The sequence below is a fragment of the Flavobacterium sp. ST-158 genome (assembly GCF_058309975.1).
Window position 1 is genome coordinate 575524 of record NZ_JBZEEN010000001.1, and the last position, 20574, is coordinate 596097.

The window sequence follows — 20574 nt, forward strand, 5'->3', positions numbered from 1 at the left end:
AAAAATAAAAAAACGCCCCGATAAACAGGGCGTTTTTCAATAATTATTTAGAAAGAAATTATTTGATTAATTTCACTTCAGTTCTTCTGTTTAATGCTTTACCAGCAGCAGTTTTGTTAGTAGCAATTGGCATAGACTCACCATATCCTACTGATTTCAATTTGCTAGAAGAAATTCCTCTATCTAGTAATGCGTCTTTAACAACAGCAGCTCTAGCCTCAGAAAGTTTTTGGTTAAATGCATCAGAACCATCGCTATCAGTGTGTCCTTCAATTAAGAACTCAGAGTTAGGATAATTTTTAAGCAAAGCAGCCATAGCATCTAATCTCTTAGGTACATCAGCAGTTTTGAAAGTAGATTTTCCAGAGTTGAAATAAATAAATCTAGCTTGAGATTTTAATTGATCCATAGCTTCTTGAGTCACTTCTGGACATCCTTTGTTACTAGCTGGACCAGCAACTTCTGGACAAGCATCATCTTTATCAGCTACACCATCTTTATCAGTATCTGGCCAAGGGCATCCTGCATTTTCTTTAGGACCTGCAACATTTGGACATTTGTCATCTTTATCAGCTACTCCATCTTTATCAGCATCTGGACATCCTTTTAAAGAAGCTAAACCAGCTACATTAGGACAAGCATCCTCAGCATCAGTAACTCCGTCACCGTCAGCATCTGGACATCCTTTTAATGATGCTAAACCTGCAACTTCTGGACAAGCATCTTCTGAGTCAATAATTCCGTCTCCATCAGTATCAGGACAACCGTTGAATTGTTTTAAACCAGCAACTTCTGGACAAGCGTCATCTTTATCGTAAACACCATCACCATCAGTATCTTTTCCTCCAAATTTGAAAACGATTCCAGCTGTGTGTTGAGCATGAGAACGAACTAAAGGATCACTAGTTCCAAATGCTTTTTTATAAGTAGTTGCAAGAGATAATCCAACATTTTCTGTAAACCAGAAAGTCAAACCAGCACCAGCATTAACTGTTCCAAAACTACTATCTCCGAAAAAAGTATAACCTCCACCTAAGTGTAAACTTGGATCAATAACTTTAGATTTGATTAGGTTCATGAAACTATATTTCACTTTACCATCAATTCCATAATACATTAAATCTCCTGGATTAATAACATAATGATCTTGAGCTGGATTACCATCCCACATTACTAATTTGTCAATTTTGTTAACTGAACCTTGAAGAGATACAGAAAAATTACTTCCAACATAACGTGATACGCTCAAGTAAGATACAGAAGGAAGAATATTCCAGTTATTTTTCACATCAAATGGTTGAGAGAAATGATCGTCTAACCATCCACCTGGTCCACCTGCACTAGTTCTAAAGTCTACGGCATTTACCCCAAATTCAATTGCCCATGGGTTGTTACTGTCCTGTGCTTGAGAACTAATTCCCATAGCCATCATTACAGCAACAAAAAGTTTGTTAAGATGTTTCATACTTAAAAATTTTAATTACAATTTAGTTAATTATTCACAAAAGTAACGCGTAATTTTTTAACTACAAAATAGAATGTTAAAAAAAAAACACTATACACTAGTGACTTTAACACTCATAAACACATAAAAACTAAGAGTTAACATAATAAAACCTTAAAAAAACCTAGTTCTGAAAAGGCATTCCGTAATTTCAAAAAAAACAAAGTTTATTATTTATTGAAAATATTACAACAAACATATCATCAAAAAACCTATATTGAAAACATTTTCTTACGTAAAATTGTATTAAAAATCAACAATTTCTACTTCCTCACCTATATAAACTAATGATTTTTGCACTACTTTAAAGCTCATTGATTCAATTGCAAGTTGATAATTTTCTAACTGTTTCTGATATTTCGCATTATGAACTCCTGTTTTATAATCCAATAAAAACACCTTTTTGTCTTCTGTAAACACCATCCTGTCTGGCTTCACAGTCTTTCCTTCTTTCTGAATAATGGTTTGTTCATTCAATACTTCATTTCCCTCCACAAAAAACATTTCCAAGGCAGCATGATGAACTATCTTACAAATTGTCTCTTGAACTAAATCTTTTTGTTCCAAATTTATCAAACCACTTTCGAGAGCTTTATCTATTGCAAAAGCAACATCATTCTTTGTTTTAACAAAAGATAGAATCTCATGTACCACATTACCATATTCAATTGATTCTTGCTGATGAGTCCCCCACATAAGCGCTTCTCTCTGAGCAATTTTTATGTTTTTAGGATTCAGAGCATCACTTACAACACCTATCACTTTAGATGCATCAACATGTTTTGATACCGATGAAATTTTTGCTTTATCTCCAAAACTATATTCTAATTTTTCTTCTTCAAACATTCCTTTATTTTGCAAAAAATTCACAAAAAAAGATGACATATCATTCTTCTTAATTTCTCCTTTACTGGATAAATTCATATTAGAAATTACAAATAATTGTTCTTCCGCACGCGTTAAAGCCACATAAAGAACATTTATATTATCTAATAATTCTTCTTGTTTTTTTTCATCGTATATAGCCTTTGCATCTTCTCCAAATCCCTCTATAGCACTGCTATTATCAATTAAAGCCTTAGGCATTTCCATATCTTCAACATCCAACCATAATTTATCTTTTGGTTTTCTGCTGTAATCTTCTTCTGCAAAAGGCATAATTACCACCGGAAACTCCAAACCTTTTGATTTATGTATGGTCATAATTCGCACAGCATTATTTCCTTCAGGCGACGGAATACTGTATTTAGCACCATTTTTATCCCAAAAATCAAGAAAATCAGCAATTCCCGCCTGATTTCGCACGTCACGTTCCAGTACTATATCTAAAAAATACTGAACATAAGCATTCCCTTTTTGATTGATATTCGAAAGAAATTTTGATACAATAATCTCTACCGCTTCGTATAAAGACTTTTTTCGAATGTTCTGAAACGAAAGCGAAATGTCAAAACTCAACAACCACTGTTCAAAATCTTTTTCTTGTTTTTGCTCCATTCCTTTGGCTATAAAATCATGAACAGCTAATTGATCCTGAACATTTACCGCAACATAATACAAGAAATAAGCTTTTGATTCTAAATCGGCATTGTTTTTAAGGTATTTCAAAAGACAAATGATTAGGCGAACTTCGGTTGCGTTTTGAATCATCAATGTTTCTGATGACAACAAAGGAATTCCCTGCTCAGTCAAATAATTAGCCACTGCAATTCCCTGATCTCTTTTACGTGTCAGAATCACAATATCTTTGTATTCAAAACCTTCTTGTAAAACTTTCTGAATGGTATTTAAAGTGGCTAAAACATACAATTCCGTTTTATCCAATGCTTCTTCGTCTGCTTCTGCAGCTTCTATTTTAGGGATAAAAGAAATATTTACATAACCTCCTTTTTTGGAATTGAAATGTTGGTGACTGTGATTTTCATATAAATCTTTGTAATCTGCATTTTCGAATTCAGCTGAAATTAATTTAAAAAAATCATTATTGAATTCGATTACTTCCGAATACGAACGATAATTGGTATCTAAATGCTCAATATTTTTATCCGGATTATTGAACGGATTATTGTCTTTACTTAGTTCGATAAACTGCTCCGCTTTTCCACCACGCCATCGATAAATAGATTGTTTGGGATCGCCCACAATCATTAATGTTCCTTTGTTTCCATAATCGTCCTGACCGGAAAGTGCATTATCAATAAGCGGAATCAGGTTTTGCCATTGCATCTCTGAAGTATCCTGAAATTCATCTATAAAAAAGTGGCGGTATCTTTCTCCCAATCGTTCATATATAAAAGGAGCAGGCTGATTTTGAATTTCGCGATGAATTATGGTATTAAATTCCGAAATAGAAAGCACATTTTGCTCTTCCTGAATTTTAGCCAACTCATTACTCACCGTATTCAAAAGTGAAAGGGGCGTGATGTTTTTCAGAAAGGCTTTGTAAAAATCTCTTTTTTCGAAATTCTTATAAATGGTTGCTAAAATTTGCAACAACTCTGGAATCAAATTTTCAATTAACGCACGATCTTTTGCTGTTTTATTGATGGCAATATCATCAAATTCATAAAACTTTTTATTTTTTGGATTGTATTTTTCGTCTCGAATACTTGCCAAATGATTCGGAAAAGTACCTCGGGAAAACGATTTCAAATCAATTCCGTTATTTTCAATTTGTAATAAAGCATTTTCAGCCAAAGCCGCATTTTTTTTTTCTAAATCTTTAGAAACTGCAATTAACTTCTTTTTTATTTCAACAAATTCAGCGATGGATTTATCATGAAATTGTGTAATTTCATTTCGATTGTTTTCATTTAGAACCAACTTTCCTGTTTCCAGAATTTCTCTGGAAATATCCCAGGATTTGTCATCATCGGTTTTTTCCATTGTGAAATCAATGAGTAAATCAGTCAAGGTTTCGTCTTCACCAGCCTGAGCAATAATGGCATCAACCGCTTCTGCTAATAAATTTTCGGTGTCCAGTGTCACTTCAAAAGTCATGGGTAAATTTAAATCGTGAGCAAAAGCACGAATGACTTTATGTGTAAATTTATCAATGGTTGAAATATCAAAAGCGGCATAATTATGAATAATATGCTTGATAATTTGCTGCGATTTGATTTTAATTTGAACAAGAGATAATTTAGTTTCCCAATCTTTAGTATCATGAACTAAATCCAGCATTAAATCCAGTGCTTTTTTAGAAGGTTCATCCTTAGCAAATTCAGACAAACTCCCCACAATCCGGCTTTTCATTTCGTGTACCGCTTTATTGGTAAAAGTGATAGCTAAAATATTACGATAGGCATCATTTTTTGGAGAAGTAAGAATGATTTTTAAATATTCTTTGACCAGAGTATAGGTTTTACCGGAACCTGCTGATGCGTCATAAATTGAAAAAGAGTGTCTTTGCATTTTGGATTTTTGATTGCTGATTAACGATTTTTTAATTTTAGAATGAAACTACTAACTTTAAATATGCCCTAGCCCCGATAGCAGTGAAAATCCTTTTCCTGTCTCTTTTTTTTGAGACAAGAAAAGATTGAAACGAATAGCGGGAAACAGCTCCTGAAAATCAGAAATTATAAAATTGCTTATTTAATCTTTAAAAGTAGTATTTTTGCACTATGGAAACAAACAGACAGAAAAAAATAGGCGGAGTTATCCAAAAAGATTTGGTGGATATTCTGCAAGGTGAAGTGAGAAAAAATGGCGTTAGCAATTTGGTTATTTCGGTATCCAAAGTTTCGGTAACATCCGATTTATCTGTGGCTACAGTATATTTGAGTATTTTTCCACAGGAAAAAGCACAGGAAACATTAGAAGGAATAAAATCGAATACTCCATTGATTAAGCATGACTTAGCACAAAGAGTGCGTAAGCAATTGCGCAGAGTTCCTAATTTAGTTTTCTTTATAGATGACTCATTGGATTATATAGAAAAAATAGATAATGCCTTGAAAAACCAGGAAAATCCAATTGAAAACAGAGACTTATTAGACAAAAGAAGACAATTTTAAGCATTTGAATTTTCCGCTATACATAGCCAAACGTTACATTCGTAGCAATAGTAAAAATAATGCCATCAACATTATTAATCGCATTGCGAGTATGGGAATCATTGTGGGTGCCATGGCTTTGTTTGTGGTACTGTCGGTTTTTAGCGGATTAAAAGTTTTTAGTCTTTCTTTCAGCAACAACATTGACCCTGACTTAAAAATTTCAAGTACCATAGGAAAATCTTTTTTTGTCACTCCGGAACAGGAAAACGAAATCAGAAAAATTGAGGGTGTTGCAGCTTTTTCCAAAATTATTGAAGAACGGGTTTTATTTACCTTTGACAATAAACAGGAGGTTACTTATTTAAAAGGAGTTGATCCAAACTACAGTAAAGTCAACAACACTAAAAAAATTATTTACAACGGACAATGGCTTGAAGAAAATACTTATCAGGTGGTTGTAGGTTTTGGTTTAGTTCAAAAATTATCTTTAGGCCTAATGGATTTCAATAAGCATTTGGAGGTTTTAGTCCCAAAAGCTGGCACCGGAACTATTGAAAATGCCGAACAGGCTTTCAATCAGCATGAAATATTTCCTGTAGGTATTTATGCCATCAATGAAGATTTAGATTCCAAATATGTTTTTGCCGATTTAGGTCTGGCGCAAGAATTATTAGAATACAAAGGCAATCAGGTTTCAGGTATTGAATTGAAAGAAAAACCCAATGCCGACGAAAATACTATTATTCAAAAACTCAACAGTATTTTTAAAGGAAAAGTAACCGTAAAAAACAGAGCGCAACTCAACGAGTCTTTATACAAGATGCTCAACACCGAAAATATAGCGGTATATCTTATTTTTACTTTGGTGATAATCGTGGCTCTTTTTAACCTTATTGGAGCACTTATTATGATGGTTTTAGACAAAAAAAGCAACTTGAAAACCTTGTTTAATCTAGGTGTCGAAATCAAGAACTTGCGCAAAATATTTTTATTACAAGGGACTTTATTAAGCTTTTTTGGCGGACTTATAGGACTCGCATTAGGAATCATAATTGTATTGATACAACAGCATTTCCAACTTATTATGATTACGCCAACCTTAGCTTATCCGGTTGTTTTTTCGATAGAAAATGTGCTAATAGTAATGGCAACAATCGTTTTCCTTGGCTTTATCGCCTCATTAATTGCGAGTAGCCGTGTGAGTGAGAAGTTATTAGAATAAGAAATCTTATACCACTTCGTAACCTGAATACGCTTCATTAATTTCATCCAAAACTGCAAACAATTCCTCTGGATGATCCAGAGTCACCAGTTTTTGTTTATAGGTTTTAAACGAATGAATTCCTTTAAAATAATTAGTATAATGCGGACGGGTTTCTACAATTCCTAATCGTTCGCCTTTCCAGTCCATTGCCCAAGTCAAGTGATTACGTACTGCTTCTACTCTGTCGGCAACAGTAGGTTTAGCCAAATGTTCTCCGGTTTTAAAATAATGCTTGATTTCATTAAAAATCCAAGGGTATCCAATAGCAGCACGACCTATCATTATACCATCAATGCCGTATTTATTCTTATATTCCAATGCCTTTTCAGGTGTATCAATATCGCCATTACCAAAAATCGGCATCGTAATTCTCGGGTTATTTTTTACTCTTGCAATATGTGACCAGTCCGAATGGCCTTTATACATTTGAGCACGGGTTCTGGCATGAATACTTAAAGCAGCCACCCCAATATCCTGCAAACGTTCTGCTACTTCGTCAATATTTATTGAATTGTCATCCCAGCCCAATCGGGTTTTTACTGTTACCGGAAGATTTGTACTATCAATCACTGCTTTTGTCAAACGCACCATTAAATCCACATCTTTCAAAACTCCAGCACCGGCACCTTTGCAAACCACTTTTTTAACCGGACAACCAAAGTTGATATCAATTAAATCAGGATTTACGGTAGTGACAATTTTAGACGAAAGCGCCATAGCTTCTTCATCACCTCCAAAAATTTGGATTCCAACAGGTCGTTCGTAATCAAAGATATCGAGTTTCATACGGCTTTTAATAGCATCACGAATTAGGCCTTCCGAAGAAATAAATTCAGAATACATCATATCAGCTCCATGCATCTTACACAAACGACGAAATGGCGGATCGCTCACGTCCTCCATAGGCGCTAATAATAGTGGAAAATCAGGTAATTCTATGTTGCCAATCTTAATCATCTTCTCAAATTTGCTGCAAAATTACGTTTTTTAAACGAAATGATAAAAGAACAATTAGGAAAGACTTATTAGTTAAGCAATTAGTTTACTAAATATACGCTTTGAAGCTATAGAATTTAGCGTATATTTGCAGATTAATTGCCTTGTTTTTTCGGGAGTGCGTTAGGGAGTGCAGCGGCATCCTTTTATGGAATGAAATGGAATAAAAGATAGAGCGAAAAGCCCGACCCGAAGGGAAACGCCCAAACAAGCAAGACATAAAAAATTGACACAAAGAACAAATGAAGCACATTAGAAATTTTTGCATTATTGCTCATATTGACCACGGAAAAAGTACGTTGGCTGACCGATTATTGGCAGCTACGCAAACCGTTACGGCTCGTGAAGAAAAAGCACAGCTTTTGGACAACATGGATTTGGAACGCGAGCGTGGGATTACGATTAAAAGTCACGCCATTCAGATGGAATATAAATATAAAGGTGAGGATTACATCCTAAACCTGATTGACACTCCGGGACACGTGGATTTCTCTTATGAAGTTTCCCGTTCTATTGCTGCCTGCGAAGGCGCTTTGTTAATTGTAGATGCTGCGCAGAGCATTCAAGCACAAACCATTTCCAACTTATATTTGGCTTTAGAAAACGACTTAGAAATTATTCCGGTTTTGAATAAAGTTGATTTACCATCAGCAAATCCAGAAGAAGTTAGTGATGATATCATTGATTTGTTAGGTTGTAAACTGGAGGATATTATTCATGCATCAGGTAAAACCGGTTTTGGTGTTGAAAATATTTTAGCTGCTATTATCGAAAAAATTCCACCACCATCAGGAAATAAAGAAGAACCATTACAAGCATTGATTTTTGACTCTCACTACAATCCATTCCGTGGAATTGAAGTTATTTTCCGTGTGGTAAACGGAGAAATTAAAAAAGGGCAAAAAATCAAATTCATGGCTACTGGCAATGAATATTTTGCTGACGAAGTAGGAACATTGAAATTAAACCAAGTTCCTAAAAATGTCATCTCAACAGGAGATGTTGGGTATTTAATTTCTGGAATTAAAGAAGCTAAAGAAGTAAAAGTAGGTGATACTATTACTGACGCTAAAGTTCCAACTACCAATATGATTACTGGTTTTGAGGATGTAAAACCAATGGTATTTGCCGGTATTTACCCTGTTGACACCGAGGACTTTGAAGATTTACGTGCTTCGATGGAAAAATTACAATTAAATGATGCTTCCTTAGTATTTGCACCAGAAAGTTCGGCTGCCTTAGGTTTTGGTTTCCGTTGTGGATTTTTAGGAATGTTACACATGGAAATTATTCAGGAGCGATTAGAGCGCGAGTTCAACATGACGGTAATCACTACAGTTCCTAACGTTTCGTATTTGGCTTACACCAAAAAAGAACCAGATACTGCCATTGTTGTAAACAATCCTAGCGACTTACCCGAAGCAACAAAATTAGACCGCGTAGAAGAACCATACATTAAAGCAACTATCATTACTAAAGCTGACTTCGTGGGCAACGTAATGAGTTTATGTATTGAAAAACGTGGTATAATTACTAACCAAACTTATTTAACTACTGAACGAGTTGAATTGAATTTTGATATGCCTTTAGCCGAAATTGTATTTGATTTCTACGACCGATTAAAAACGGTTTCTAAAGGTTATGCTTCTTTTGATTATTCACCGATTGGAATGAGAGAGTCTAAATTAGTCAAAATGGATATTTTACTAAATGCCAATCAATTAGACGCACTTTCAGCACTTATTCACGCTGATAACGCCTATACTATTGGTAAAAAAATGTGTGAGAAGTTACGCGAATTGATTCCTAGACAACAATTTGAAATTCCTATTCAGGCTTCCATTGGTGCTAAAATCATTGCCCGTGAAACCATCAAAGCACTTCGTAAAGACGTAACGGCAAAATGTTACGGTGGAGATATTTCGCGTAAACGTAAATTATTAGAAAAACAGAAAAAAGGTAAAAAACGTATGCGTCAGGTAGGAAATGTTGAGATTCCACAAGAGGCGTTTATGGCTGTCTTAAAATTGAATGATTAAATCTTTTTTAGAGAAAAGAAGCAAGAATAAAGAGAAAACCTGACGATGAAAATTGTCAGGTTTTTTTGTTTACACACTAAACTTAGTAACTTAGTACCTTTCAAACTCAGAACCTCCAAAAAATGGACGAAACCCCAAAACGATTTGACCGCATTGTTGCTATTTTGATTCAGTTGCAATCCAAAAAGATTGTAAAAGCACAGGAATTAGCAGATCGTTTTGAAGTGAGTTTACGCACTATTTATCGTGATATTCGCACATTGGAAGCTTCGGGAGTTCCCATTTACAGTGAAGCTGGCGTGGGTTATGCTTTAATGAAAGGGTACCGATTGCCACCTGTCATGTTTACCCGGGAAGAAGCCAGTAGCTTTATTGCTGCCGAAAAACTAATGCAAAAATTCACTGATGAAACGCTAGGAAATCATTATGCTTCGGCAATGTACAAACTAAAATCAGTGTTGCGAAGCGATGATAAAGATTGGATTTCAAACATTGAATCAAACGTTGTGATGCAATCGGAAGAAAAACTTTTTAATGACAAATCGCCCAATACACTAGCAATTCTATTTGAAAGTATTGCCGAAAAAACTCAAGTTATTCTTTCTTATGAAGCGATTCAATCGGACGGAATTACAGTACGAAATATTGAACCCGTTGGTGTTTTCCACGACAATAACAATTGGTACTTTTTAGGTTATTGCCATTTACGGAAGGATTACAGGCAATTTCGAACCGATAGAGTTCACGAAATTAAAAAAACAAAAGTCGCATTTTCACTGGAACATGATGCATTAGAAACTTACCTAGATACAAACAAAAACACTCCAACAACTAAAGTCCGAATTCTAGTTGAAAAAAAAATAGCCAAATATTTAGCTTTCGAACAAAAATATCACGGCTATATTTCTGAGAAAGAAATCGAAGACGAAATTGAAATGACTTTTATGTGTCGTGATATTGAAAATGGTTTTGCGCGTTGGTTTCTAATGTTTGGAGATTATGCCACAATACTTGAACCCGAAAGATTAAAAATCCGAATTCTGGAATTATTAGAACTCAACAAACAACGGCTTTTATAAAACGAACCATTAAGAAATTAAGAAAATTTAAATTTAATCTATCTTAATCTCTTAATGGTAACATCAAATTTTATCTTTCCCAGAAAAAAGGAGGTTCAATATTTAAGGCTCTCAAATACACATAACCCTGACCTCTATGGTGAATTTCATTATCAACAAAATATAAAATATTTTGTATAATTGGAAATTCATATTGTCCAAACAAATTGAAGGTTTCATTAAAATCCTCTATTGATAATTGGCTCCAATATTGATTAATTTCGGCAGTAGCTTCGTCCCATTTTTCCAAATATTGGGCTTTAAAAATTAACTTTTCTGCCCCTTCTTCATTATAAGGTTGTACATCCCTATTTACTATTCCCTTAAGTGCGGGAGCAGCAATGGCTAAAAGTTCATCAATCATTTTAGAAAAAGGACGCATTCCGCCAATAGAAAATTCAAAGAAATCTTTCTCAGGAAATAATTCAATTACTCGACGTGTTAAAGCACGATGTCCTTGCCAATGTTTTAATAAATCTTCAGGAGTAATTACTTGTGCAGCTAATGTTTTCATAATTTTAAAAGTTTTATATTTTTATTTCTTCAAAAGTAAATACGCCTGGTGACAACAGTTTGTCAGTAGGATTTTAATTTTTCAAAAATTTATTAAAAAGTAAAATCTACATCATCAAATAGATTGCTTTTAATTAGCCAAAACCTTTGCTCCCGAAGCTTCGGGATTGTATCTTTGCTGCTTTGAAACTTACAAACTATGATTGAAGATAAAAACCCACAACGTACAAGCATTGCTCAATTGGGCGAATTTGGATTGATTGAACATCTTACCAAACATTTTGAAATCAACCAAGCTTCTACCTTAAAAGGAATTGGAGATGATGCGGCAGTTTTAGATTTCAAAGACAAAAAAGTAGTTGTTTCTACTGACATTATGGTTGAAGGAGTGCATTTTGATTTGGCTTACATGCCTTTAAAACATTTAGGTTATAAAGCCGTTGTTTCTAATGTGTCTGACATTTGCGCCATGAATGCCAAAGCAACTCAAATAACGGTTTCCATTGCCGTTTCAAATCGCTTTCCTTTAGAAGCCTTAGAAGAATTATTTCAAGGAATAACATTAGCAGCCAATGAATACAAAGTAGATGTTATTGGTGGTGATACTACTTCTTCTCAAAAAGGATTAATCATCAGCATTACTGTTTTAGGTGAAGCCGATGAAGAAGAAATTGTATATAGAAATGGGGCAAAATCAACTGATTTATTAGTAGTTACTGGTGATATTGGTGCAGCCTATATGGGATTACAGGTTTTAGAAAGAGAAAAACAAGTTTTTCAGGTAAATCCCAATTCGCAACCAGATTTAGAATTATATACTTACTTAATTGAACGCCAATTAAAACCAGAAGCTAGAAAAGATGTTCGCACCTTATTGCACGCTTTAGAAATAAAACCAACTTCAATGATTGATATTTCGGATGGATTATCGTCAGAAATTATTCATATATGTAAACAATCTAAAGTAGGTTGTAATTTATATGAAGACAAGTTACCGCTAGATCCTCAATTCATCAATGTTTGCGAAGAATTTAATATTGACAGTACCACTGTTGCCATCAATGGAGGTGAAGATTACGAATTATTGTTTACGATTCCTATTGAGGATTTTGACAAAATAAAAGGAAACCCAAATTTCTCTATCATTGGTCACATGACAGAAGAGGCTGAAGGAATTCATCTGGTTACTCGTGCCAATACTAAAATTCCTTTGAAAGCAAGAGGTTGGAATGCCTTAAGTCAAGAATAAAATTTTTAGTATAATAAAAAGTCTCGTTCCAAAAACGAGACTTTTTTATGTTATTTATGCTTATATTTAAAAAATTAAGCCTTTATTTTTAGCTGCTTTTACAAGATCACTATCTTCTCCTTCCTCTACTTCAAGAAGTGTTTTAAGATTATTTTTACGGGTTTCTATAGCGTGCAAAGATATTGGCACAAATTGGGTTATATCCTGCATAGCAGTTCCTTTAGACAAATGAAATAATATTTGTTTATCAAATAAGTCTATTTCTATTGAATTATCGTGGGATTCTAACATCTCAAGTATAGACTTACTGTAATATAATTCATTATTAATTACCTTATCAAAAGCACTTAATAACTCATCAAATGTTAAATCATTTTTTATAACCAATCCTCTGGGATTTACATTATTAATCAAAGTTTTTAACTTTAAAAACTCTGTAAACATAGTTAACATAATAATCTTGCAATTAGGCATGTATTGCAAAATTAGTTTGGCTAAATCTTCTCCAGAATATAATTCTTTTTCCTCAAAAGCAGGCATACTAATATCTAGAAATGCGATATCAAAAACTAAAGAATCAGTATTAGTAATCAAAGAATAAGCTGATTCACAATCTTTAGCTTCAGAAATTACAAAATCATAATCATTTGGATGATACCTTGTAATAGCATTTTTATATCCTTGAATAATAAAAGGATGATCATCAACAATTAAGATGTTCTTTTTTAACTTAGTCCCAGCAGTTTCAATTGTCATTTGCTCTATTAGGTATTATATTATTCTATAGGAATAGTAACTGTTATTGTTGTTCCTTCTCCAATTTTAGATTTTACATTAAATTCCCCATGACATTCTTTTACTCGCGAAATCATGTTTTGCAAGCCAATTCCTTTCTTTTTGAGATTGACATTAAAACCAATACCATTATCTGTTACTGTCAATACAATATTATTATTCTCTTTCTTCAAATCAACCTTTATGGTTTCAGCATTAGCATATTTGTTAATGTTTTGTAGTGATTCTTGAATAATTCGATATAAATTAATTTTCACCGAGTTTACCGCTAAATCCCATTTAATATTGGAATCAATACTAGAAAATAATTTTGATTGAAATGTTTTTCTCTGTTCTTCAAAAAGATTATCAACAATAGCGACGAAGTTATTAATTAATTCTGATTTTTCTCTATTCAAATCATGTGAAATTTCACGAATATCTTGTTCAATATTTTTTAATTCGGCCAAATACTCATGACGTTGAGTAACGGCTAAATCATCATTAAATTGATTCAAACCTTCTAAGTTCATTCTAACACCAAACATCCTACCCAAGACACCATCATGCAACTCTTGAGCCACCCGTTTTTTCTCCTGAACCCTATTCGCTTCAATTGTATTTTGTTGAGAAATCATTAAGTTATAAATATCCTCATTCGCTTTTTGCTGTTGTTGTTTGTATAGCAACTCTCTATTTTTAGCTTTTTGCGATTTAATGATATATATAAAAAGCCCCAAAATTGTCAAACCACTAAAAAAATAAACTAGCTTTCGGTTCTTGGTTTCTAAATCTGAATTCTCATCTTTTATCTGATCTGTTTCATATTCTATTCTTGAAAACTTCTCTCCTATTTTTCGTTCTTCTTTTTGTAAATCTTCATTAATACGAATATACTCTTTCGTATATACAGATGATTTTTGGGGTTCAATAGTCGCAATATGCTTTAAAGCCACTAAAATATCATGTCTTTCATTCGTTTTACGAACGAATGCTAATGCCTGATTGGCAAAATCTAAAGCCTTAACCCTATCATTTTTTGATTCATAATATTCCGATAAGTGAATTAAATTCACAAAACTACCTGAAGATTTTTTTAAACCATTACCAATTTTCATCGACTCATAAAATAGATCAGGAAGCCCATCTTTTTCGTTAAGTTTAAATTTACAATAGCCTAAATTATCTAAGAGCATTGCATATACACTAGGATCTTGAATATCAACTAACTGATATTTAATTCCTTTTTGAAAATAAATTTTGGCTTTTTCATAATTCTTTAAATTCATATAAACCAAACCCAAATTTAAATATGAGATAGCCATAGTTTGACTTTTAGCACCAATATCATTATCTTCAAGAACTTTCAAAGCTTTTTCATGATAATTAATAGCATTCGCATAATCTCCCATACCATTATATACTAAACCTAATAAATTATAGGCATCATAATATATTTCTTTATATTCTTGACTAGTTTCTCCATTTATAAGTCTTAAAACCTTAAAAGCTTCTTTTTCACCACCAATAAAATCTCCAACTCTAAACAATAAACTTACCTTATTAATAAGTATCTTAACAAGTTGTGTTTTACTCCCCTCTTGATCAACATATAGCTTTTCAGCTCTATAATAAAATAAAAAAGAAGAGTCAGAAACTAATCTGACACGATAATAATCACCTAAATAGCCATAAGCCTTAGCGATACTAACTGTATCATTTGATTTTTCAGAGTTCTCTAAAACCAAATCAACCGTTTTCTTATATGCCTTCCAATTATTTAAATTAAAATATCGATTGGCAACTTTAAAAAGATTAACCCTGTTCAAAGAATCATTTTCTTGCTCTAGCACTATCTTTTGCGCTTTTTCTACATATTCTTGCCTTTTAGCTCTTGATAGATTAAAATCATTAGCTTGTGAAAAATAAGATGAAAGACTATCATTTATAGTACCAATTATTTGTGTATCTGATTTTTTGGGGGTACACCCAAAAAAAACAAACAACATCAAAAAAAACCATTTTATCCTAATTGTTTTCAATAGTAGATTTAAATTTTACCAAAAATACTAATTTTAAGATTGTAGCATAAAAAAAGGCTGTCAAAATTGACAGCCTTTTTTTATTTTGTTTGAAGGGATTAATCTGTTTTATAATCTCTTGTTCCTCCTATAGAATAATCTGATTTATAGTCTCTTGTTCCTCCTATAGCATAATCTGATTTGTAGTCTCTTGTTCCTCCGATAGCATAATCTGATTTGTAGTCTCTTGTTCCTCCGATAGAATAATCTGATTTGTAATCTCTTGTTCCTCCGATAGAATAATCTGATTTATAATCTCTTGTTCCTCCAATATTTTCAGTCGAAGCGGTAAAAGATGTTAATATCATCATTAAAGAGAATAATCCAATTGTTACGATTGATTTTTTCATGATTTGGGTTTTTATGTTTTATACTTTTTTACTTGTTTGTTGAAAGAGCTTTTATTGCTTTTCCTGTAGTAAAATTACATAGCTTACCCCTATTACAATCGTGTTTTTAAGCGTTTATGGTAGAATGCGGTCATTTGTGAGTGGATGATACCCAAATCTGGGTGAATGGATGTTTTTTAAATTTCGAGGTAATTTCCGTTCGAAATTTCAGTAATTATAAGGTCAATATTAGCCTTATATGATTTAGAAAATGGAATTTTTACTGTAGAGTTCTTTATATAACATACCGCATTTCCAGTGTGTATTCTGGAAATCCATTGGCTGTTTACAATATAACTGTTATGAATTCGAACAAAAGGAAAAGATAAAACACCTTCAAAGTGTTTTAGAGTTTTAAAAGCAGTAACCGTTTCTCCTGAATTTAAATGGATATCGGTTGAATTATTATCGGCTTGTAAATAACATATATCTCGAGCATCAATATACCTGTAATCACCATATGATTTAATACATAAGATAAGTGGATCATTTTTAACCGAATTTGTTATTGGAACCACCGGAACTACAGGCTGCTCAATCTCGACTCGAGACATCGACTGAACAGAAGGCTCTACATTCTTTGATTTTTCTAATTTCAGTATCGATTTTACAATATTAATACGAGAAATAGGCTTTATTAAATAATCAGACACTTCGTATTGTATTGCCTCAAAAGCCAACTCTTTTTTTGTTGTGGTAACAATGACTTTAGGAACTACTTTAAGGTACCGATATAATTCATTTATAAGTAAAAGTGAGAGATTACTCTTTTTGTTTGCAGGATCTATTTCCAGAAAAACCAATTGTGGATTGTGCTCTAATATTAAATTCAATCCTTCTTCATAATTATTAGCCGAACCCACAAAAGAGAGTTCCGAAAAACCATCAGCAATAGCTTTGGTTTCTAAGACACTTTCTTGATTGTCGTCAATAATAACGTATGAATAATTCATTTGCGGCACTTCCTAATTAAATTAGATAGCACAACATTAATAGTAGTCGAAAATTATCCAACTATGAATTAAATTTAACAATAGGTAGTTTGGGGAAACTAGATAAAAAATTGTTTTTTGAGCAAAAAAACAGCCTTTTAACAAGTTAAAAATAAACATTTAACTTATTTTTTTGATTAGTTACTATTAGAAATCGACGAAGTGTAAATAGTAATTGATTAAGGGCAAATAAATCCGATTAAGGACATATACGTAATTTTACAAAATTTATTTTTTTTCAACTAATTCTTACACAGCATGTTCCAAAATAAAAAAAGCCCTCCAAACGGAGAGCCTTTTTTTAAGCTTTTATCTTAGAAAAAATTACATCTTCATCAACCAATTTTTCATCGAAACTTCGTTTTCAATAATTAGTCTTAAATCAGCAATCTTTACTCGATCTTGTTTCATTGAATCTCTATGACGAATGGTTACCGTTTCATCTTCTATTGTTTGATGATCAACTGTAATACAGAAAGGTGTTCCTAAAGCATCTTGTCTTCTGTAACGACGACCCACTGCATCTTTTTCATCATAAGCTACATTAAAATCCCATTTCAAATCAGCAATGATTTGATGTGCAATTTCTGGCAATCCATCTTTTTTAACCAATGGCAAAACTGCTGCTTTTGTTGGCGCCAAAACAGATGGTAACTTTAAAACTGTTCTTGATGAACCATCTTCTAAAACTTCTTCTTTTAATGAAGTCGCAAAAACAGCTAAGAACATTCTATCTAAACCTACTGAAGTTTCCACTACATAAGGAACATAATTTTGATTCAATTCAGCATCAAAATACTGCAATTTTCTACCAGAATATTGTTCGTGAGCTTTTAAATCAAAATCAGTGCGAGAGTGAATTCCTTCTAATTCTTTAAATCCAAATGGAAAATTAAATTCAATATCAGCAGCTGCATTTGCATAGTGCGCTAATTTTTCATGATCATGAAAACGATAATTCTCTTTTCCTAATCCTAAAGATAAGTGCCATTTTAAACGGGCTTCTTTCCAGAATTCATAGTGTTTCATCTCTTCCCCTGGACGTACAAAAAACTGCATTTCCATTTGTTCAAATTCACGCATACGGAAAATAAATTGTCTAGCAACAATCTCATTTCTAAATGCCTTACCCGTTTGTGCAATTCCAAAAGGAACTTTCATTCTTCCTGATTTTTGTACATTTAGGAAGTTCACAAAAATCCCTTGAGCCGTTTCCGGTCGTAAATACAAATCCATTGCCGAATCAGCCGAAGCACCTAATTTGGTACCAAACATTAAGTTGAATTGTTTTACTTCTGTCCAGTTTCTAGAACCTGATTCAGGACAAGCAATTTCTAATTCTTCAATTAATGCTTTTACATCTGCCAAATCTTCATTCCCTAGAGAACGTCCCATTCTTTCCAGAATTTCTCTTTCTTTAGCTTTATATTCTTTCACACGAGCATTTGTAGAAACAAATTCCTGCTCATTGAAAGCATCACCAAAACGAGCACGTGCTTTTTCGATTTCTTTGATTGCTTTTTGATTTAGCTTTTCGGCATAATCTTCAATCAAAACATCGGCTCTATATCTCTTTTTTGAATCTTTATTATCAATTAACGGATCGTTAAAAGCATCTACGTGACCGGAAGCTTTCCAGGTAGTTGGATGCATTAATATTGCAGCATCAAGTCCTACAATATTTTCATTCATCTGAACCATTGCTTTCCACCAATATTCACGGATGTTCTTTTTTAACTCTACACCGTTTTGTGCATAATCATATACTGCACTTAAACCATCGTAAACTTCGCTTGACGGAAAAATAAATCCGTACTCTTTTGCATGCGAAACTACATTTTTAAATATATCTTCTTGTTTTGCCATAGTGGTGCAAAAATATAAAAAGTGACTGTAAAAAAAAGAAAATAATTAAAGTTTGAAGCATTGATTTTTATATTTTTAGGATTCTCAAAGCGAATCATATGTTAAATAGCATCATAAACTTATTCTTTCCCAAAATCTGTATGGGTTGTGATACTATTTTATTGACAAATGAAAAAGTAATTTGCAGTGTTTGCAGACATAATATCCCATTAACAAACCATCATTTGTTAAAAGAAAATGAAGCTTATAATAAATTCTATGGGCGAATTCCTGTAATACACGTTTCTGCATTTTTATATTTTCATAAAAAAGGAATTGTGCAACAACTTATTCATAATTTAAAATATAAAGGTCAACAAGAAATTGGAACTATTCTTGGCCAATGGTACATTGAAGATTTAAAAGAAATCATAAACACATTAAACGCCGATGAAATCATCCCAGTTCCTTTACACCCTAAAAAACATAAAGAAAGAGGATACAACCAAGTAAGTACTTTTGGGAGAGCACTTTCAGAAAATCTTAAATTGAATTACAACGAAAACATTCTATACCGAAAAGTATATTCGAAAACGCAGTCTAAAAAAAATCTTTTAGGAAGAACTGAGGGAATTGAAAACATATTTGATATTCATTACACCGAAAATGATTATAACAAACATTTTATTCTTATTGACGATGTAATTACAACTGGAGCCACTCTAGAAGCATGTAGTCGTGCACTATTAAAAATTCCAGGAGTTAAAATTAGTATCATTTGCATGGCAATGGCACAATCCTAAGCTCAACAAAACACTGTATATCAAATCATTAAAAAGAATAATTTCTAAACACAAAAAGCTACATATAACTTACTGATTACTAGAAAGCAACTATATTTTACGTATTAAAATAACAAAAAAACATATAATTTAATTTATTTAACGAACGAGAATTTCCAATTCCAAACATAAATGTTTAATTTTGGATAAATTATTTTATAAATCTTAAACAAAAATATCATGGCTTTTGAATTACCTCAATTACCTTATGCGTATGACGCACTAGAACCACATATTGATGCTAGAACAATGGAAATTCACCACTCAAAACATCATAATGCTTACACTACTAACCTAAACGCTGCCATTGCTGGTACTGATATGGAAGGTAAAACTATTGAAAACATATTGATTAACCTTGATATGGCAAACGGTGCTGTTCGTAATAATGGTGGAGGTTTCTATAACCACAATCTTTTTTGGACTGTTATGACTCCTAATGGTGGCGGACAACCAACAGGAGAATTATTAGCTGCTATCGAAGCTGCTTTTGGTTCTTTTGAAGAATTTAAAGCTAAGTTTTCTAAAGCCGGAGCAACTCAATTTGGTTCAGGATGGGCTTGGTTATGCGTACAAAAAGGCGGAAAACTTGACGTTTGTGGAACTCCAAACCAAGACAACCCACTAATGCCAGGTGTTGGTTGCGGTGGAACTCCAATCTTAGGAATGGATGTTTGGGAGCACGCTTACTACTTAAACTACCAAAACAGAAGACCTGATTATATCGAAGCATTTTTCAATGTAATTAACTGGACAGAAGTAGCTAGAAGATATGCTTCAGAGAAATAGTCTTTTTCTATAAAAAAATAGAATCAAAGAGAATAGACGAATTGACACTAAAGTCATTCGTCTATTTTTTTTACCCAATTCTTTACCTAGACTTTATTGCAATAATAAAGACGAACAAACTAATTAGTATTAGATTATTCGTCTTTCCTATTTTGTATTACCCTCTTATTTTCTGACT

At 32.9% G+C, this 20574-nt stretch carries 16 protein-coding genes; 7 read left to right on the top strand and 9 right to left on the bottom strand.

Going from position 1 to position 20574, the window contains the following annotated elements:
* Positions 1 to 58: 58 nt before the first annotated feature.
* Entirely contained in the window at positions 59 to 1465 is a 1407-nt protein-coding gene (locus AC4FRF_RS02420) for an OmpA family protein (RefSeq protein ID WP_491157854.1), read from the bottom strand.
* Between the two features lie 285 nt (positions 1466 to 1750).
* Positions 1751 to 4918 carry a UvrD-helicase domain-containing protein gene (locus AC4FRF_RS02425; protein ID WP_491157855.1) on the bottom strand — a complete coding sequence of 1056 codons (3168 nt, stop codon included), beginning with the start codon at positions 4916 to 4918 and terminating at the stop codon, positions 1751 to 1753.
* A gap of 212 nt (positions 4919 to 5130) precedes the next feature.
* Here AC4FRF_RS02425 and rbfA point away from each other — a divergent pair, with 212 nt between their 5' ends.
* Both rbfA and AC4FRF_RS02435 read left to right on the top strand, forming a co-directional pair.
* Positions 5131 to 5523 carry a 30S ribosome-binding factor RbfA gene (gene rbfA / locus AC4FRF_RS02430; RefSeq protein ID WP_408079962.1) on the top strand — a complete coding sequence of 131 codons (393 nt, stop codon included), beginning with the start codon at positions 5131 to 5133 and terminating at the stop codon, positions 5521 to 5523.
* A gap of 4 nt (positions 5524 to 5527) precedes the next feature.
* A complete protein-coding gene (locus tag AC4FRF_RS02435; protein WP_491157856.1) occupies positions 5528 to 6727 on the top strand; it encodes an ABC transporter permease in 1200 nt (399 codons plus the stop codon).
* A 6-nt stretch (positions 6728 to 6733) separates the two neighbouring features.
* On the opposite strand, the gene dusB is transcribed toward AC4FRF_RS02435, so the two are convergent.
* Entirely contained in the window at positions 6734 to 7726 is a 993-nt protein-coding gene (gene dusB / locus AC4FRF_RS02440) for a tRNA dihydrouridine synthase DusB (protein WP_491157857.1), read from the bottom strand.
* Between the two features lie 281 nt (positions 7727 to 8007).
* On the opposite strand from dusB, the gene lepA reads away from it, so the two are divergent.
* Both lepA and AC4FRF_RS02450 read left to right on the top strand, forming a co-directional pair.
* Positions 8008 to 9804 carry a translation elongation factor 4 gene (gene lepA / locus AC4FRF_RS02445; protein ID WP_491157858.1) on the top strand — a complete coding sequence of 599 codons (1797 nt, stop codon included), beginning with the start codon at positions 8008 to 8010 and terminating at the stop codon, positions 9802 to 9804.
* A gap of 122 nt (positions 9805 to 9926) precedes the next feature.
* Positions 9927 to 10883: a helix-turn-helix transcriptional regulator gene (locus AC4FRF_RS02450; RefSeq protein WP_491157859.1), complete on the top strand. Its 957-nt coding sequence runs from the start codon at positions 9927 to 9929 to the stop codon at positions 10881 to 10883.
* A 70-nt stretch (positions 10884 to 10953) separates the two neighbouring features.
* On the opposite strand, the gene AC4FRF_RS02455 is transcribed toward AC4FRF_RS02450, so the two are convergent.
* Positions 10954 to 11436, bottom strand: a complete 483-nt coding sequence (locus tag AC4FRF_RS02455; protein WP_491157860.1) for a DinB family protein — start codon at positions 11434 to 11436, stop codon at positions 10954 to 10956.
* Positions 11437 to 11634: 198 nt separating this feature from the next.
* Between AC4FRF_RS02455 and thiL the strand changes: the two genes are divergently transcribed.
* Positions 11635 to 12684 carry a thiamine-phosphate kinase gene (gene thiL, locus AC4FRF_RS02460; RefSeq protein ID WP_491157861.1) on the top strand — a complete coding sequence of 350 codons (1050 nt, stop codon included), beginning with the start codon at positions 11635 to 11637 and terminating at the stop codon, positions 12682 to 12684.
* Between the two features lie 66 nt (positions 12685 to 12750).
* Here thiL and AC4FRF_RS02465 read toward each other — a convergent pair whose 3' ends face one another.
* The 5 genes from AC4FRF_RS02465 to AC4FRF_RS02485 form a co-directional block, all read right to left on the bottom strand.
* The gene (locus tag AC4FRF_RS02465) at positions 12751 to 13440 is read right to left on the bottom strand and encodes a response regulator (protein WP_491157862.1); all 690 of its coding nucleotides are present in this window, start codon (positions 13438 to 13440) and stop codon (positions 12751 to 12753) included.
* A gap of 20 nt (positions 13441 to 13460) precedes the next feature.
* The gene (locus tag AC4FRF_RS02470; RefSeq protein WP_491157863.1) at positions 13461 to 15500 is read right to left on the bottom strand and encodes an ATP-binding protein; all 2040 of its coding nucleotides are present in this window, start codon (positions 15498 to 15500) and stop codon (positions 13461 to 13463) included.
* Between the two features lie 98 nt (positions 15501 to 15598).
* Positions 15599 to 15889, bottom strand: coding sequence for a hypothetical protein (locus AC4FRF_RS02475; protein ID WP_491157864.1), 291 nt, complete (start codon positions 15887 to 15889; stop codon positions 15599 to 15601).
* A 176-nt stretch (positions 15890 to 16065) separates the two neighbouring features.
* Complete coding sequence (locus AC4FRF_RS02480) at positions 16066 to 16881, bottom strand: LytR/AlgR family response regulator transcription factor (protein WP_491157865.1); 816 nt, start codon at positions 16879 to 16881, stop codon at positions 16066 to 16068.
* A 363-nt stretch (positions 16882 to 17244) separates the two neighbouring features.
* Positions 17245 to 18786: a glycine--tRNA ligase gene (locus tag AC4FRF_RS02485; RefSeq protein ID WP_491157866.1), complete on the bottom strand. Its 1542-nt coding sequence runs from the start codon at positions 18784 to 18786 to the stop codon at positions 17245 to 17247.
* A gap of 98 nt (positions 18787 to 18884) precedes the next feature.
* Between AC4FRF_RS02485 and AC4FRF_RS02490 the strand changes: the two genes are divergently transcribed.
* Positions 18885 to 19568, top strand: coding sequence for a ComF family protein (locus AC4FRF_RS02490; RefSeq protein WP_491157867.1), 684 nt, complete (start codon positions 18885 to 18887; stop codon positions 19566 to 19568).
* Positions 19569 to 19787: 219 nt separating this feature from the next.
* On the top strand, positions 19788 to 20396 hold the full coding sequence (locus tag AC4FRF_RS02495) for a superoxide dismutase (RefSeq protein ID WP_491157868.1): 609 nt from the start codon (positions 19788 to 19790) through the stop codon (positions 20394 to 20396).
* Positions 20397 to 20574 lie beyond the last annotated feature (178 nt).

Coding starts and splice junctions, on each gene's coding strand:
- AC4FRF_RS02420 (WP_491157854.1), bottom strand. CDS start 1,465: ATGAAACATCTTAACAAACTTTTTGTTGCTGTAATGATGGCTATGGGA.
- AC4FRF_RS02425 (WP_491157855.1), bottom strand. CDS start 4,918: ATGCAAAGACACTCTTTTTCAATTTATGACGCATCAGCAGGTTCCGGT.
- rbfA (WP_408079962.1), top strand. CDS start 5,131: ATGGAAACAAACAGACAGAAAAAAATAGGCGGAGTTATCCAAAAAGAT.
- dusB (WP_491157857.1), bottom strand. CDS start 7,726: ATGATTAAGATTGGCAACATAGAATTACCTGATTTTCCACTATTATTA.
- lepA (WP_491157858.1), top strand. CDS start 8,008: ATGAAGCACATTAGAAATTTTTGCATTATTGCTCATATTGACCACGGA.
- AC4FRF_RS02450 (WP_491157859.1), top strand. CDS start 9,927: ATGGACGAAACCCCAAAACGATTTGACCGCATTGTTGCTATTTTGATT.
- AC4FRF_RS02455 (WP_491157860.1), bottom strand. CDS start 11,436: ATGAAAACATTAGCTGCACAAGTAATTACTCCTGAAGATTTATTAAAA.
- thiL (WP_491157861.1), top strand. CDS start 11,635: ATGATTGAAGATAAAAACCCACAACGTACAAGCATTGCTCAATTGGGC.
- AC4FRF_RS02465 (WP_491157862.1), bottom strand. CDS start 13,440: ATGACAATTGAAACTGCTGGGACTAAGTTAAAAAAGAACATCTTAATT.
- AC4FRF_RS02475 (WP_491157864.1), bottom strand. CDS start 15,889: ATGAAAAAATCAATCGTAACAATTGGATTATTCTCTTTAATGATGATA.
- AC4FRF_RS02480 (WP_491157865.1), bottom strand. CDS start 16,881: ATGAATTATTCATACGTTATTATTGACGACAATCAAGAAAGTGTCTTA.
- AC4FRF_RS02485 (WP_491157866.1), bottom strand. CDS start 18,786: ATGGCAAAACAAGAAGATATATTTAAAAATGTAGTTTCGCATGCAAAA.
- AC4FRF_RS02490 (WP_491157867.1), top strand. CDS start 18,885: ATGTTAAATAGCATCATAAACTTATTCTTTCCCAAAATCTGTATGGGT.
- AC4FRF_RS02495 (WP_491157868.1), top strand. CDS start 19,788: ATGGCTTTTGAATTACCTCAATTACCTTATGCGTATGACGCACTAGAA.